A 14,767-nucleotide genomic window follows, 5' to 3' on the forward strand; every position below is an offset into this window, starting at 1 on the left:
GGGAGCATGGCGGCGCATTCGCATCAGCAAGGCAGCCCATGCAAAAGTTTTTCGAAGCTCTGGCCAACATATTCCGGGTACCCGATCTGCGGAACCGTGTGCTGTTTACCCTCGGCCTGCTCGCAGTCTACCGGTTGGGAGCGGCGATCCCGATCCCAGGCGTGGACGCTATCAAGTTCGAGGAGTTTTTCCGGCGCAATCAGGGAACGTTGTTCGGATTCCTGGATCTGTTCTCCGGCGGTCAGTTCCGTAAGCTGACGATCTTCGCTCTAGGCATCATGCCGTACATCACGTCCTCGATCGTCCTGCAATTGCTGACGATCGTCGTGCCTACCCTGGAAAAGCTCCAGAAGGAAGGCGAACTGGGACGCCGGAAGATCACCCAATGGACTCGCTACCTGACTGTCGGCCTGGGCCTCATGCAGTCGCTCTTCATCGCGACGGCGCTGCAGGGTCAAGGTAACTTCGTCGTGAATCCGGGTTTCGGTTTCATTGCTCTGACGATGTTGACGCTCACCACCGGTACGGCGTTCATCATGTGGCTGGGTGAGCAGATTACTGAGCGCGGCGTCGGCAACGGCATGTCGCTCATCATTTTCGCCGGAATCGTGGCCGGCCTTCCCTCCGCCATCGGCAATGTCTATCAGAATACGTTCGTTACCAATACCTGGCATCCGCTGCAGTTGATCATCATCCTGCTGATGATGATCGCCGTAGTCGCGTTCATCGTCCTGGTGGAGCGGGGTGAACGTCGAATTCCGGTACAGTATGCCAAGCGCGTGGTCGGGCGCCGCATGATGGGTGGACAGTCCACTCACCTGCCCCTGAAGGTGAATGCGGGCGGTGTGATTCCCGTCATCTTCGCGAGTTCGCTGCTGGCGTTCCCGCTGACGATGCTGAACATCCCCTTCATCGCGAATAACAAGTGGCTGTCCGGCTTCCTGAGTTCGATTCGCAGTGGTGAACCGCTGTACATCATCCTGTTCATCACGCTGATCATCTTCTTCTCATTCTTCTACGTCAGCATCATCTTCAACCCCAACGAAGCCGCCGACAACATGCGCAAGTACGGCGGTTTTATTCCGGGTATCCGGCCTGGCAAGAACACGGCCGATTACATGAACAAGATCCTGACGCGCATCACTGTGGTTGGCGGTCTGTACCTTGCGATCCTGTCGCTCATCCCGGAATTGATGATCGGCGGCATCAAGCTGCAGCATCTGCCCCCGGCCATTCTTGGAAACTGGATTGATGCCAATTTCCCGCGATGGCTGCTGGATGGCCTGGGCGTCACGTTCGTTTTCGGCGGCACCTCGCTGCTGATCGTCGTGGGCGTGGCCATGGACACGGTCAATCAGGTGGAGGCGCAGTTGATTATGCGCCACTATGAAGGATTCACTCCGCGCGCAGGCCGTATTCGTGGCCGGCGTAGCGGAATGTAGTGATGGAATTCGTTTCGGGCTCCTCCCAGTTCGAGGAGAGCGCCCGCCGAGGCGTCAAGCAATAAGGTGCTTATGCGGCAAACGGGCGATAGACTCCCGAAGGCGTTGATCTTGTTCGGCCCCCCTGGATCGGGAAAAGGCACCCAGGCGGCTCTTCTGAAGGAGCAGCTTCGGGTTCCTCACATCTCGACAGGGGATATGCTGCGGGAACGGATCGCCACGGGCGACCCCCTTGGGTTACAAGTCAAGGATTTGATGCAGGCTGGCCGGCTGGTTCCCGACGATGTCGTCAACCGGCTGGTGAACGATCGGATCTCCTTGCCGGACTGTGCGGGTGGATTCATCCTGGATGGATATCCCCGGACGATTCAGCAGGCTGAGGCTCTGGATGGTGAATTGCGGGCGCGCGGCTTTGAGCCGGTGGTGATCCACTTGAAAGTGGATTACAATAGGATTATCGCGCGTATAGCGGGCCGCAGGCAGTGTCCTGTCTGTGGTGCGTTGTACAGTCTCACTTCGCATCCGCCCAAGTCCCCCGACATTTGTGACAACGAGGGCAGCCGGTTGGTGGTTCGTGACGACGACAGGGAAAGCGTGATTCGCGAGCGGCTGGAAGCTTATGACCGTCAGACCAGTCCTTTGTTGGCGTATTTCGCCGCTTCCGGCGATGCATTCCACGAGGTGGATGGCAGCGTAGGTAGTCCTCAAGTGATCCTGTCGGCGGTGTGTGCGGTATTGAGTTTGGAATGATTATCCGGAAGAGTCCTGCAGAACTAGAGAAGATGAGGCGTGCCGGCCTGCTGGTGCACGCAATCCTTCAACAGGTCTCCGGAATGGCCCAGGTGGGCGTCTCGACACATGACATGGAAGTTGTGGCCGAGAAGATGATGAAGGATGCCGGCGCGAAGCCCGCCTTCAAGGGTTACTACGTGCCCGCGGCGGGGAGTAAGTTCCCCTTTGTTCTTTGCACTTCAGTCAATGATGAAGTGGTGCATGGGATGCCGTCGGCCAAGCGCGTGTTGAAGTCGGGCGACATCGTCTCGATTGATACCGGGGTGAGCCTGGAAGGCTACTTTGGTGATTCAGCGGTGACTGTTCCGGTGGGCGAAGTGAGCGACGAAGTGAAGAGGCTGTTGAGGGTGACCGAAGAGTCCCTGCAGTTGGCGATCGGGCAGATGAAAGCCGGGAACCGGTTGTTTGACGTCTGCAGCGCTGTGGAACGGCATGTCACTTCAAATGGATTTTCGATCGTGCGTGAGTTTGTGGGGCATGGGATTGGGACTTCGCTCCATGAGGAGCCGCAAGTTCCGAACTATGTGGACCGCCGCAACGAGAATCCGAGGCTGAAAGAGGGTATGGTGCTGGCCATCGAGCCGATGGTCAATGCGGGCCGGCCCGAAACCAAGGTTTTGTCCGACCGCTGGACAGCAGTTACGAAGGACGGCAGCAATGCGGCCCACTTCGAACACTGTGTGGCGATCACCGCGAACGGTCCATGGGTTCTGACTCGGCCGTAAATGCGGGCCGCGGGCCGGGCGCCAGCGGCGAAGTGGTTGAGATTTTGCCGGCGTCTACTTATCTGGTGGAGCTGGCGGATCGTCGCCGGGTGGTAGCCCATCTGGCATCGGCGGTCCAGCGTGGGTTTGTGCGGCTCCGGCTGCGGGATCGTGTCGAGGTGGAATTGACTGCCAGCGACCCGAACCGCGGGCGGATCGTAAAAGTTCTAAAGAACGACTAGAAGAGGCACGAGATGAAAGTTCGGGCGTCGGTCAAAAAAATGTGCGATAAGTGCAAGATTATCAACCGCGAAGGTGTGGTGCGAGTGATCTGCACGAACCCCAAGCATAAGCAGCGGCAGGGCTAGTAGGAGAATCGAGGAAAGCTATGGCGCGTATCGCAGGTGTGGATCTGCCGGCTCGCAAGCGGGCTGAAATTGGCCTTACATACATCTATGGGATCGGGCGCACCCGTGCGAAGTCGATCCTGCACCGGGCTCATATCGACCCGAACAAGAAGATCTCGGATTTAACAGAAGAAGAAGTTGCCCATATCCGTCAGATCCTGGAAGACGAAGGGGCCGTAGAAGGTGATCTCCGCAAGGAGATCTCGATGAACATCAAGCGGCTCATCGAGATGGGTTCCTACCGAGGCCTGCGCCACCGCCGCAGCCTGCCGGTGCGCGGTCAGCGCAGTCATACGAACGCCAGAACGCGGAAGGGTCCGCGCCGTGGCACTGTGGCCAACAAGAAGAAAGCCGGAGTGAAGTAAGCGGAGCTCGAGCGCAGGATAGGAGTGGACGTTCAAGATGGCGAAACAGCAAGCTAAGGCCAGTAAGAAGAAATCCTTCAAGAAGAAGGAAAAAAAGAGCGTACCGGTGGGCTACTGCCATATCCAGGCTACGTTCAATAACACGATCGTCACCTTCACCGACCCCATTGGCAACACGCTGGCCTGGTCCAGTTCGGGTTCCCTCGGGTTCCGTGGTTCGCGCAAGGGTACGCCGTTCGCTGCCCAGCAAGCGTCGCTCACTGCTGCCAACAAGGCGAAGGAGAGCGGCCTGCGTCAGGTGGAAGTGCGCGTCGCCGGTCCCGGATCCGGTCGTGAGTCCGCTATCCGTGCGTTGGCCACCGCCGGGATCGAAGTTCGCACCATCCGCGACACGACACCCATCCCGCACAACGGTTGCCGCCCCCCGAAGAAGCGTCGCGTCTGATTGCGGCGAGTCTTCAGGCTGCTGTGTTTCCCGCAGTTGGCGAGAAACGTGCAAGCGTTGCATGAAGCGTGTAATATTGTAAATGGCCCTTATACGGCCAGGAATTGAGGACCGGGCCTTGCGCCCGGCTTCCTCTTGTTAAGCAGGATGAAGGGAAGCTTCCCCAGCATTCCGTAAACTGCACCTCATCAGCAGGTAGTTCGAAGGAGGTCCATTGGCTCGTTACATTGGTCCCGTCTGCCGGCAGTGCCGGCGCGAGGGCATGAAACTCTTCTTAAAGGGCGCACGTTGTTTCAGTGAAAAGTGCGCCATCGAAAAGCGCAATTTTCCTCCGGGACAGCATGGTAAAGACCGTAAGCCCAAGATTGTTGGCTACGGCCTGCAGCTTCGTGAAAAGCAGAAGGCGAAGCGGTTCTATGGCGTCGGAGAAATTCAGTTCCGAAACCTGTTCGAGAAGGCCGTCCGCCAGAAGGGCGTCACGGGCGAGAACCTGCTCAGCATGTTGGAGCGCCGTCTGGACAATATCGTCCACAAGATTGGTTTTGGCACCTCCCGGGCAATGGCCCGTCAGTTCGTCCGTCACGGACACATTGCCGTCAATGGCCACAAAGTTGACATTCCTTCGTATATCGTGAGGCCCAACGATGTTGTTGAGGTGCGCGAGAAGTCGAAGCTGAACTCGGCTATCCAGGGTGCCATCGAGGCAACTGCCCACCTGCCCGCCCCCAACTGGATCGAAGTAGATCGCGAGAATCTGAAGGCACGCGTGTTGAGCCAACCGAAGCGCGAAGATCTCGTCCAGATCAAGCTCGAAGAACAGCTGATCGTCGAGTTGTACTCGAAGTAAGAGGAGCGTGCGATGTTCAAAGGATTCCAGAAACCCAAGCGGCTGGTCGCAAATACCGAAACTCTGACCGAACGGTATGGCATGTTCACCGCGCAGCCGTTCGAGCGCGGTTTCGGGACGACCATCGGCAACGCGCTGCGCCGCATCCTGCTGAGCTCCATCGAGGGGGCCGCGATTACCGCGGTCCGTATCGAAGGCGTCGAGCATGAGTTCAGCCCGATCCCCGGCGTGGTGGAAGACGCCACGGACATCATCCTGAACCTGAAGCAGGTTCCGTTTAAGATGATGGACGACAGCGTAAAGACCATCACTCTGCGCGTTGACCAGCCCGGCGAAGTCACGTCGGCGATGATCGAAACGGGACCGGATATGGAGGTTCTCGACCGAAATCTCCATATTGCTACTGTCTCGGCCGCAGGCAAGCTCCACATCGAGATGCGCATGAAGCAGGGCCGCGGCTATATCAGCCGTGACCGCAACTTCGATGAAGATCTGCCCGTCGGCTATATCCCCATCGATTCCGTTCACTCTCCTGTCCGCAAGGTGAAGTACACCGTCGAAGCAGCTCGTCTGGGCCAGATGACGGACTATGACAAGCTGATTCTCGAGTTGTGGACGAACGGCGCAGTTTCTCCTCAGGATGCGGTTGGCATGGCCGCCAAGCTGCTCAAGGATCACATGGCGATCTTCATCAACTTCGAGGAAACCCCCGATGTTGTGGAAGAGCCGGTGGAGCGCGCGGCTGGCCACATGAACGAGATTCTGAACCGCTCTGTGGAAGAGCTCGAGCTCAGTGTTCGTTCATACAACTGCCTAAAGAACGCAAATATCCAAACGATCGGCGACCTCGTTCAGAAGACGGAAGCCGAAATGTTGCGGACGAAGAACTTCGGCCGCAAGTCGTTGAACGAAATCAAGGAGATCCTCGCCGGGCTCGGACTCTCCTTTGGCATGAAGATCGACGCGTCCGGCCGTCTGATCGGGCCCAGCGGTTCGCCCAGCCCGATTACCGGCGACGACGAAGAAGACGAGAGTGCCCAGTTGGCGGGTGAGTAACACTCGCAGGAGAGCCTAGGAGAAGCGAAATGAGACACAAGAGAGCTGGTTTTAAGTTAAAGCGGGACACGAGCGCCCGCCGTGCCCTCCTGCGCGGGTTGGTCACCAGTGTGATTGAGAGTGAAGGCGAGCGGATCGTGACCACGGTTCCGAAGGCCAAGGCGGCTAAGCCGCTGCTGGAAAAGATGATCACTCTGGCCAAACAGGACACGCTCCATACCCGCCGCCAGGCTGCATCGTTTCTGATGACGCCGGCTTCGGTTAAGAAACTGTTCGACAAGCTGGGGCCCCGCTTTGCGCAGCGCAACGGCGGCTACTCCCAGATCGTTCGCGTCGGATGGCGCAAGGGCGACGGCGCTGAGCAGGCCATCCTGCAACTCGTCGGCTCGCAGCTGATTAAGCGCGCTGAAGATCGTGCCAAGCGGCGCGAAGAACGCCTCAAGGCTATGCGCGAAGGGCGCGAAGCTGAAGAGGGTGGCGAAGCAGCCGAGTAGTTTCAAACACTTACAAATAGTTCGAAGACAAGCGGGCGCTCTCCGGAGCGCCCGCTTTTTTGCGTCTCCAGCGGGGAGCGAAGGCGGGCAGAGTACTGAGTCAGAGAAGATATGAGTGTGGTACGCTAAAGACGCTTGACATAGCCACTAACATAGCGTACAGTGAGGTTGTAAGATTTGTTTGATAGGAGAGCAATAGATATGAGCAACCTCACTCGTCGTAACCCTTTTGCCGCCTTCGAGGCTTTCCCAACGGCTGGTCTCTCACTCTTCGAGGACACCCTCAATCGATTTCTCTCCGAGTCGCCTACGTCGCGCCCCTGGTCGCCCGCTGTCGATATCGCTGAGAATGAGAACGAACTCGTCCTCACTGCCGATATCCCGGGCGTCAAGCTCGAGGAGATCGACATCAAAATTGAAGACGGAACACTGAGCCTCAGCGGCAAACGGGAATTTGAAAAGAAGCAGGAGAAGGGCGGCTATCACCGCATCGAACGCAGCTATGGCTCTTTCCAGCGCGTCTTCACCTTGCCGGAAACCGTCGATGTGGAGAAGGTCTCCGCGCAGTTTGACAGCGGGGTTCTGAAGGTGACCCTACCCAAGAAGGAAGTCGCGAAGCCGAAGAGTGTCAAGATTTCCGTCGGCAGCGCCAACTAAGCTGTTCCGGATACTGCACTTTCTCGTAGCCGGTTGCCCTTGCCCGGGCAACCGGCTTATTATCATGGGGCTATGCCCCAACTCATTGCAGCGCCCACTCGTATTGAAGCAGCGGGGACCCTTCCGAAACTTATCGATGAGTACGTCGGTTGCGTCAATTCCGGTGACACAAAGGTCTCGGTAGCGCACATGCGCTCGCCCGGCGGCTGGTTGGAACCCGGGCAGCGGCCTGAATTTGACGAGTTCACCGTTGTACTCAAGGGGATGCTCAGGGTCGAATTCGAAGGCGGTACGCTGGATGTGGAGGCTGGACAGGCAGTCCATACGAAGCCTGGCGAGTGGATCCGCTATTCCACTCCGTACCCGGAGGGCGCCGAGTATATCGCCGTCTGCCTGCCTGCATTCACGCCCGACACGGTCCACCGCGATCGATAGCTTCGTTATCGGCCAGGAGCCTCGATTGAGCTTGGTCCAGATCCGGTAATGCCCGTTCGCAGGTTCGGTTCTGGCCGGGCGATCGCTGCGGAACTCCTTCCCCAAGGCCTCGAGGAGGATTCCTGTGCACATGCGCGTATTCCTCAGCCGCCAAGGCAAATAAAGGAGGAACTGTCCCTTTCCAGGGTATGGCCGATTCACCTCGCATCCCCGGCGGCACCTCCATCGTCCTCCACTCACCCCTCAAATCTCCCCATTCAGCCGAGCCCATCCCCCTTTACTCCCCAGTCATTGACGCTATTCAAACTCGTCCGCTAGACTGTCTGAGGAACCCTGAAATACCCGTGGCCTGCTCCGCAGAGCTCCCGGGATCAATACTGTCATTCCCAGGAGGGATTTGCATTGGCCGACGTCAGCCGACACATATTTACGTCGGAGTCCGTCACAGAAGGACACCCCGATAAGATCGCCGATCAGGTAAGCGACGCAGTTCTCGACGCGATCCTGAAGGAAGACCCTACCGGGCGTGTGGCTTGTGAGACTCTGGTGACCACGGGTACTTGTATCGTTGCCGGTGAGATTACTACCAGCAACCTGAAGTTCTTCCGCGATATTCCGGACCTGGCCCGCGAAGTCATCAAAGACATCGGTTTTACCAGCTCGGATTACGGCTTCGACTATAAGTCCTGCGCAGTCATCAACCTGCTGCATGGGCAGTCGCCCCACATCGCCATGGGTGTGGATACCGGCGGCGCCGGTGACCAGGGCCTCATGTTCGGCTATGCATGCGACGAGACGGCGGAATTGATGCCGTTGCCGATCATGCTGGCACACAAGCTGGTCCAGCGCCTCTCTGAAGCCCGCAACAAGAACGAAGTTTCTTTCCTCCGCCCTGACGGCAAGAGCCAGGTCAGCGTCGAGTATGTGAACGGCAAGCCCACCCGCATTGACGCGATTGTGGTCTCCACCCAGCACGACCCCAACCCCAACAAGCCGAACACGATGCCCGACGGGCTGGTGGAAGCCATCAAGGCAGACATCATCGGCAAGGTGGTTCCGGCCGACATGGTGGACGCCAACACCAAGTACCACATCAATCCCACCGGCTGTTTCGAAGTGGGTGGACCGCACGGCGACACCGGCCTCACCGGCCGCAAGATCATCGTCGACACCTACGGCGGCATGGGCCGTCATGGCGGCGGCGCCTTCTCCGGCAAGGATCCGACGAAGGTTGACCGTTCGGCCTGCTATATGGCCCGTTACATCGCCAAGAACATCGTCGCCGCCGGCCTCGCCTCGCGCGCCGAAGTCCAGCTCGCCTACGCCATCGGCGTGGCCGATCCTGTGAGCGTCCTGGTGAACACGTTCGGCACAGGCCTCATTGATGAAGAGCGCCTCACCGAGCTCGTGCGCGCCCACTTCCCGTTGACTCCCAAGGGCATCATCGAGCACCTCAAGTTGCGGCGTCCCATCTACCGGGCCACCGCTGCGTTCGGCCACTTCGGCCGCACGGGCGAAGGCTTCACCTGGGAACTCACCGACAAGGCCGACGGCCTGCGGGAAGATGCGCGGATTGCGGCAGCAGCGCGTAGCTAAACCGTGCGAAACTATTAGTTCAGGCTCATTCGCGCCGAAACGATCAACTGGCAAATTCAGCCACTACTGGGCGGGCCTTTGAGGCCCGCCTTTTGGTGTGTGGAGGTTCTTGGAAATTGGCACTCATCGAAGGTTGTAAGCACTCTCTTGACATCCATATCCCGGCCGACGCCGTCGCCGCGGAGATCGAAAAGGTAGTCGAGAAGGTTCGCGCCAAGGCGCACATTCAAGGTTTCCGCCCGGGCAAAGCTCCGGCGTCGATCATCCGCTCCAAGTTCATGGGCGATATCCGGCAGGAGGCTCTCGAAAACCTCATCCCGAAGTACCTGGACAAGGAATGCGAGAAGGAGAACCTCCACGTCGTCAGCCGGCCGAACGTCAAGGACCTTCATTTCCACGAGGGCGAAGCTGTCCATTTCAAGGCTGAATTCGAAGTCGCGCCCGAGTTCGAGCTCAAAGAGACGCGCGGGCTGACCGTCGAGTACGCCGAGCCTGTCGTCACCGAGGCCGACATCGACGCCCGCATCGAAGAGATCCGTGAGAGCAAGGCCGAGTTCGTCAACGTCGACCCGCGCCCCGCTCAGGACGGTGATCACTGCTTGGTTTCGCTGCGCTCCATCGAGGGCATCGAAGGCGAGCCCATGACGCAGGACGACATCAATATCGAGATCGGCGGCAAGGATACGTTCCAGGCGTTCAGTGATGCCCTGCGCGGCGCCGAGCCTGGCGACGTGCACGACGCCGAAATCACTTACCCTGCCGACTATGCGGCCGAGCGTCTGGCTGGCAAAACCGTCAAGTTCGCCGTCACCCTGAACCAGATCCGGCTCAAGGAAGCGCCCGAACTGAACGACGACTTCGCCAAGGACCTGGGCGACTTCCAGAACATCGCCGAATTGCGCGAAGAGATCCGCAAGGCGATCTTCCGCGAGCGCGAGTTCGCCGCCCAAAACGAAGCCAAAAACAAGCTCATCGACAAGCTGGTCGACATGCACGACTTCCCGGTGCCGGAAGCCTACGTCGAAAACCAGATCGAGAATACGGTGGAGAGCCAGATGCGTCAGTGGCAGGCGCAGGGCATCGACACCAGCAAGATCAAGCTCGATTGGACCAAGCTGAAGGATACGCAGAAGGACAAGGCTCGCCGTGACGTGATGGCCTCCCTGCTGCTTGGCAAGCTGGCTACCACCGAGAGCATTGGCGTGACCAACGAAGAGATGGACGCCGAAGTCCAGCGCATTGCCCGCCAGAAGCGCGAACCTGTCGCCGCGGCCCGCATGCGCATGGAGAAGGACGGCTCGCTCTCACGCATCGCCAACCGCATCATCACGGAAAAGACGCTGAACTTCCTCTTCGAACATGCTGTGAAGGAAGCGCCCACCACCCCTCCGGAGCCAGCACCGGCCGAGTAGCATGCTGCCGGCGGCCCGCCATCTTTTGGAAACGGAAGCCCGCGCCATCGCGCGGGCTTCTGAACGTCTGGGCGACGATTTCGAACACGCCGCGCGCCTCATTCTCCAGGCCGAAGGACGCGTCATCACAACGGGCATGGGGAAGAGCGGCTACGTGGCCCGCAAGCTCGCCGCCACGCTGTGCGCCACCGGCACCCCTGCCTCATTCCTGCACCCGGCGGAAGCTGTCCATGGCGATCTCGGCCTGGTCCAGACCGGCGATGTCGTCATCCTGATCTCCAAGAGCGGAGCGACCGAGGAACTGGTCCGGCTCGCTCCCCGCCTGCAGCAGGCCGGCGTGTCCTGCATCGGCATCCTGGGCAAGACCGACAGCCCGCTGGCGCGTGTGTGCCAGGCTGTCCTCGACGCCGGTGTCGATCAGGAAGGCGACCTGCACAATCTCGTACCCGCCGCCAGCGCCATTGTGGCTGCTGCCCTAGGTGATGCCTTGGCGGTATCCCTAATGCAGGCTCGTCAGTTTGGTCCCGAGGACTTCGGGGTCTTCCATCCCGCGGGGCAACTCGGCCGGAACCTGAGGCTCCATGTCCGTGATGCGATGCACACGGGCGACGACGTAGCCTGGGTGACGCCGGAGGCAGCTCTACGCCAGGTGGTCATCGTCATGACACGCCGATCGCTAGGCGCTGCGTGCGTACTTACACCGCAAGGCGCGCTAGCCGGCCTCATCACCGACGGCGATGTGCGCCGGGCGCTGGAATTACACGACGATATCCGTCCATTGCGCGCGGCCGACATCATGACCGTGGCGCCGCAGACGATCGGCCCGGATGCCACACTGCGCGAAGCGTTGGTTTTGATGGAGAACCGGCCCCGGCAGCTCTCGCTGCTGCCCGTTGTGGATTCCGAGAGCAAATCATTGGGGCTGCTCCGGCTGCACGATATCTATCAGGCGGGTTTGGCGAAGAGCAGCCGGGGCGCCGGCTAATCCGTCATTTCGAACCTGTGGTGGCGCGGACTCCAGCGGCGCCGAGCCAGGGCCAAAGCGGCAAGGATCAGTGGGCCACCGGTGAGCAACCCGGTACCGGGCTCCGGAATGGCATCAAGATCAGCGTATTTGTACGCGACTGAGAGGGTTCCAGTGACTCCAACAAACACCGGATCGTGGAAACCCGGGGAGAAGTGAGACTCTTCCCCATAGTAGAAAGTGAATTCCAGCGAAATCCCGCTCACCGATCCGATTCTTCCAATACCACCTTTTGACGATGCGTTGAGCCCGACCTCAATCAACTCCCCGCATTCGTGCGACATCTGTTCTCCGTGCCCATAGTCGAGATGGATACCCGGGAGCTCCGATGGAGTGAACGACCCAGATGCACTCGCAGTGTAGCTGAGCCATCCAAAGCAGCCGTACCCGGGTTCAGGCTCCCATATGGAGATCCCGACTGAGGCAAAGCCTTTCAAGTCCCAACCGAGATAGTACGATTCGAGCTTGCCGAGCCCGTCAGGAAAATCCGGCAACGTAGCGACGTTGTAAGAGCTACAGAACTCGCCGTAACACGCATCGACCGTCGTCTGATACACCAGCAATCCACCGCTGGCAGGGAAGCACAGCAAAGCACCAAGAACCAGCCTGCACCACATGGACATCCTCCTTGATGCGCCGAACACCGGCTCATCCGCCACTCGCCGACATCATAACCGCGGCGCCGGCTCACCCCTCATTTCGAGCCTGTGCTTGCGCTGGCTCCAGTGGCGTCGAGCCAGGGCCAAGGCAACCAGAATCAGTGGGCCACCCGTGAGCAGCCCGGTACCGGGCTCCGGAATGGCGCCGTATTCCACGTATTTGTACACAAGTGTGAGATCAAGCACAACGTAGCCGATCGGCGGATCGAAGTACCCCCACTCAGTCAACTCGTGCTGTTCGTAGCTGATACTCAACCACCCTGTCACTCCCTCCGGAGGTCCTGAGCTTCGACTTCTTCCGTGAGCCGAACCATCCAATCCCACCCCGACCATGCCCGTGCCGCCATCTATACCAGGTCCAAGATGAAGCTTGATCTCAGGGTCGAAGGGTTGTAACAGAATGGCATCTGCCCAGCACTCGTATGTGATGACCGACACATGAGTTTCCTCAGACCAGGGCTCAGGCCAGTGCAGCGCCAACGCACCGCCAGTGAGCTTCCAGTCTAGGAAGTACGCTTCGAGCGTCCCCAAGCCAGAGGGAAATCCCGGCATCGAAATTGGACTTCCGTCCCCAATTGAGGCGTGAATAGTCGCTTGATACACCAGCAAAGCTCCACTGGCAGGGAAGCACAGCAAAGCACCAAGAACCAGCCTGCACCACATGGACATCCTCCTCGATGCGCCGAACTGCGGCTCATCCATTCGTGTTTAAGGTGCGTTTATCGATTAACCAGATTCCTCTCAATACCACCGCCACATGCCGTCGTCAAGGGGCCTCCTTCCGGCCCCCTACCGCCCGCCGGACCAGACGATCGCCCGGTGCAGCAGATTCCGGAACCACGGACTCTCGTGCGCTTCCCGCCCATGCCCCAGCAGAATCACCGCGACACGGGATTTCTCATACGGGCTGATCCAGGCCAGTTCCTTGTCCGAGGTCTTCTCATCCGTTGTCAGCAGCGGTTGGATCCCGGCCGAGTGCCAAACGTTCTTGTACGTCTCATCCAGGACACGCATCTGCGGCAGGCCCTTTGTGATGGCGTGTGTGCCCACCGGTGTGGCCACCATCTCTACGTCGTGCAGGTACGACGACGCCGAATGCTCACCCGTCGCCTTCTCGAAGTAATGACCGCCCACGACGTCTTTCCACCACCACTCCCAGGACTGGAAGCTCACCACGGCATGATGCAGAACAATCAGGCCCTTGCCCGATTCCACAAAGTCCTGCAGATTCCTGCGTTGCGCCTCAGGCAGGTCCTGAATCATGTCATAGAGCACCACGACGTCGTACCGTTTCCGCAGGTCGCCGCGGAAGGCCGCAGGGTGTGGATCCACATTCACCCTTACACCCGGCCAGCCTTCGAAGGCGCCATAGAGCGAAGTCTCGTGATCATGCCCGCCCGCCACCAGCAGCACACGCAGGGCATCTTTGTTGACCGGATGCAGGTCCACCTGCGCGGGCAGGGTCACGGCCCTGGTCGCGGCCCACTCGACTCCGCGCGCGTAGCTGGCCGTGAAACCCGTCGATTGCATCGCATCGAGATCGTGCCCCAAGGCGGTGTGGAACACGCGCCCAGTACCATACACGTTCGTCCACAGCAGCGGCTCTTCTTTGCCATTGCCACCGATCTTCGGAGAATCAAAGGCGGTCGCCAGAATGTGTACGCCCGGCTTCAGACGGAAGTTGTGATACAGCTCATCGCTGAGCAGAAACGACGGTTTCATGCCCGCCGCGATCGGATGCGCGGCATCCTGCCATTTCACCTCGTACGCATGCCGCTGCGCATGCCCGGTCTTCGGATCCTTGTCCGACCAGACGGCGCCCACCATGGCGCCCCACGCGGTCCAAGGCGGCTGGTAGACATCCGTGCGCCCCATCTTCTCGCTCAACACCGCGGTCTCGCCAAATGGGTAGCTGCCTGCATGCACCACCACCAGGCCTTTGCCGCCCTTCACGAACTCTTCCACGGCCTTTTCGGCCGGCATGCCCCAACGGGGTCCGCAGTAATTGGAAATCAGAACATCGTAGGGCCTCAGCGTCTCGGCCGTCAGGCCCGAGGGTTCCTCCGTCACGCGCACGTCGAAGCGCCCCGTCACTTCCAGGACGCGTCGCAGGTAGGGGGTAGTCGTCCGCCAATCATGGTTGTTCCGGCCCGTCAGGATCAGAACCCGGATCTTCCCTTCCTCGAAGAAGAACTTGTCGGGCACCTGCGGGACCTGTGCCTCGGCGGTCAGGCAGAGAAGGAACAAAAGAGAACGGAACATGCTCGAACCTCGGTACTGCGTGCTATCAAACCCCCTCCAGCATACGCGCGTGACAAGGCGGTTGCGCGCCGCCGCCAGAGGACCGCAATTGCCAATAACCTCAGGCCGTTTCGCACGTCCAACTTCCAGAGACAATGAAATCGAAATTTTGGCTGGCGCCCCCGGTCAAG

Annotated in this window: 18 protein-coding genes; 15 read left to right on the forward strand and 3 right to left on the reverse strand. The window is 59.5% G+C overall.

Annotated elements, in window-relative coordinates:
• The first annotated feature begins 38 nt into the window (after positions 1-38).
• From secY to ACR9Y2_RS09660, 15 genes are all read left to right on the forward strand, one after another.
• The gene (secY, locus tag ACR9Y2_RS09590; protein WP_435040921.1) at positions 39-1,442 is read left to right on the forward strand and encodes a preprotein translocase subunit SecY; all 1,404 of its coding nucleotides are present in this window, start codon (positions 39-41) and stop codon (positions 1,440-1,442) included.
• Between the two features lie 72 nt (positions 1,443-1,514).
• Entirely contained in the window at positions 1,515-2,192 is a 678-nt protein-coding gene (locus ACR9Y2_RS09595; RefSeq protein WP_435040922.1) for an adenylate kinase, read from the forward strand.
• A complete protein-coding gene (gene map, locus ACR9Y2_RS09600; protein WP_435040923.1) occupies positions 2,189-2,959 on the forward strand; it encodes a type I methionyl aminopeptidase in 771 nt (256 codons plus the stop codon). Before ACR9Y2_RS09595 ends, map begins: the two co-directional genes overlap by 4 nt.
• Positions 2,938-3,180, forward strand: a complete 243-nt coding sequence (locus ACR9Y2_RS09605) for a translation initiation factor IF-1 (protein WP_435040925.1) — start codon at positions 2,938-2,940, stop codon at positions 3,178-3,180. Before map ends, ACR9Y2_RS09605 begins: the two co-directional genes overlap by 22 nt.
• A gap of 12 nt (positions 3,181-3,192) precedes the next feature.
• The gene (gene rpmJ, locus ACR9Y2_RS09610) at positions 3,193-3,306 is read left to right on the forward strand and encodes a 50S ribosomal protein L36 (RefSeq protein WP_194447972.1); all 114 of its coding nucleotides are present in this window, start codon (positions 3,193-3,195) and stop codon (positions 3,304-3,306) included.
• 20 nt (positions 3,307-3,326) lie between these two features.
• Positions 3,327-3,710, forward strand: coding sequence for a 30S ribosomal protein S13 (gene rpsM / locus ACR9Y2_RS09615; protein ID WP_435040926.1), 384 nt, complete (start codon positions 3,327-3,329; stop codon positions 3,708-3,710).
• Between the two features lie 37 nt (positions 3,711-3,747).
• Positions 3,748-4,155, forward strand: a complete 408-nt coding sequence (gene rpsK / locus ACR9Y2_RS09620; RefSeq protein WP_194447974.1) for a 30S ribosomal protein S11 — start codon at positions 3,748-3,750, stop codon at positions 4,153-4,155.
• Positions 4,156-4,369: 214 nt separating this feature from the next.
• Positions 4,370-5,002: a 30S ribosomal protein S4 gene (gene rpsD, locus ACR9Y2_RS09625; RefSeq protein WP_435040928.1), complete on the forward strand. Its 633-nt coding sequence runs from the start codon at positions 4,370-4,372 to the stop codon at positions 5,000-5,002.
• Positions 5,003-5,014: 12 nt separating this feature from the next.
• Positions 5,015-6,058: a DNA-directed RNA polymerase subunit alpha gene (locus ACR9Y2_RS09630; RefSeq protein ID WP_435040929.1), complete on the forward strand. Its 1,044-nt coding sequence runs from the start codon at positions 5,015-5,017 to the stop codon at positions 6,056-6,058.
• 29 nt (positions 6,059-6,087) lie between these two features.
• Entirely contained in the window at positions 6,088-6,552 is a 465-nt protein-coding gene (gene rplQ, locus ACR9Y2_RS09635) for a 50S ribosomal protein L17 (protein ID WP_435040930.1), read from the forward strand.
• Between the two features lie 201 nt (positions 6,553-6,753).
• Positions 6,754-7,209, forward strand: a complete 456-nt coding sequence (locus tag ACR9Y2_RS09640) for an Hsp20/alpha crystallin family protein (RefSeq protein WP_435040932.1) — start codon at positions 6,754-6,756, stop codon at positions 7,207-7,209.
• A gap of 72 nt (positions 7,210-7,281) precedes the next feature.
• A complete protein-coding gene (locus ACR9Y2_RS09645) occupies positions 7,282-7,644 on the forward strand; it encodes a cupin domain-containing protein (protein WP_435040933.1) in 363 nt (120 codons plus the stop codon).
• Between the two features lie 402 nt (positions 7,645-8,046).
• The gene (gene metK, locus ACR9Y2_RS09650; protein ID WP_435040935.1) at positions 8,047-9,240 is read left to right on the forward strand and encodes a methionine adenosyltransferase; all 1,194 of its coding nucleotides are present in this window, start codon (positions 8,047-8,049) and stop codon (positions 9,238-9,240) included.
• 116 nt (positions 9,241-9,356) lie between these two features.
• A complete protein-coding gene (gene tig / locus ACR9Y2_RS09655) occupies positions 9,357-10,652 on the forward strand; it encodes a trigger factor (protein ID WP_435040936.1) in 1,296 nt (431 codons plus the stop codon).
• 1 nt (position 10,653) lies between these two features.
• Positions 10,654-11,637, forward strand: coding sequence for a KpsF/GutQ family sugar-phosphate isomerase (locus ACR9Y2_RS09660; RefSeq protein ID WP_435040937.1), 984 nt, complete (start codon positions 10,654-10,656; stop codon positions 11,635-11,637).
• Here ACR9Y2_RS09660 and ACR9Y2_RS09665 read toward each other — a convergent pair.
• From ACR9Y2_RS09665 to ACR9Y2_RS09675, 3 genes are all read right to left on the reverse strand, one after another.
• Entirely contained in the window at positions 11,634-12,293 is a 660-nt protein-coding gene (locus ACR9Y2_RS09665; RefSeq protein WP_435040938.1) for a hypothetical protein, read from the reverse strand. The two genes, ACR9Y2_RS09660 and ACR9Y2_RS09665, sit on opposite strands and share 4 nt — an antisense overlap.
• 51 nt (positions 12,294-12,344) lie before the next feature.
• Entirely contained in the window at positions 12,345-12,998 is a 654-nt protein-coding gene (locus ACR9Y2_RS09670; RefSeq protein ID WP_435040939.1) for a hypothetical protein, read from the reverse strand.
• Between the two features lie 126 nt (positions 12,999-13,124).
• Positions 13,125-14,597 carry a ThuA domain-containing protein gene (locus ACR9Y2_RS09675; protein WP_435040940.1) on the reverse strand — a complete coding sequence of 491 codons (1,473 nt, stop codon included), beginning with the start codon at positions 14,595-14,597 and terminating at the stop codon, positions 13,125-13,127.
• Positions 14,598-14,767: the final 170 nt, after the last annotated feature.

It is taken from the genome of Paludibaculum fermentans, assembly GCF_051172195.1.
Taxonomy (GTDB): Bacteria; Acidobacteriota; Terriglobia; order Bryobacterales; family Bryobacteraceae; genus Paludibaculum; species Paludibaculum fermentans_A.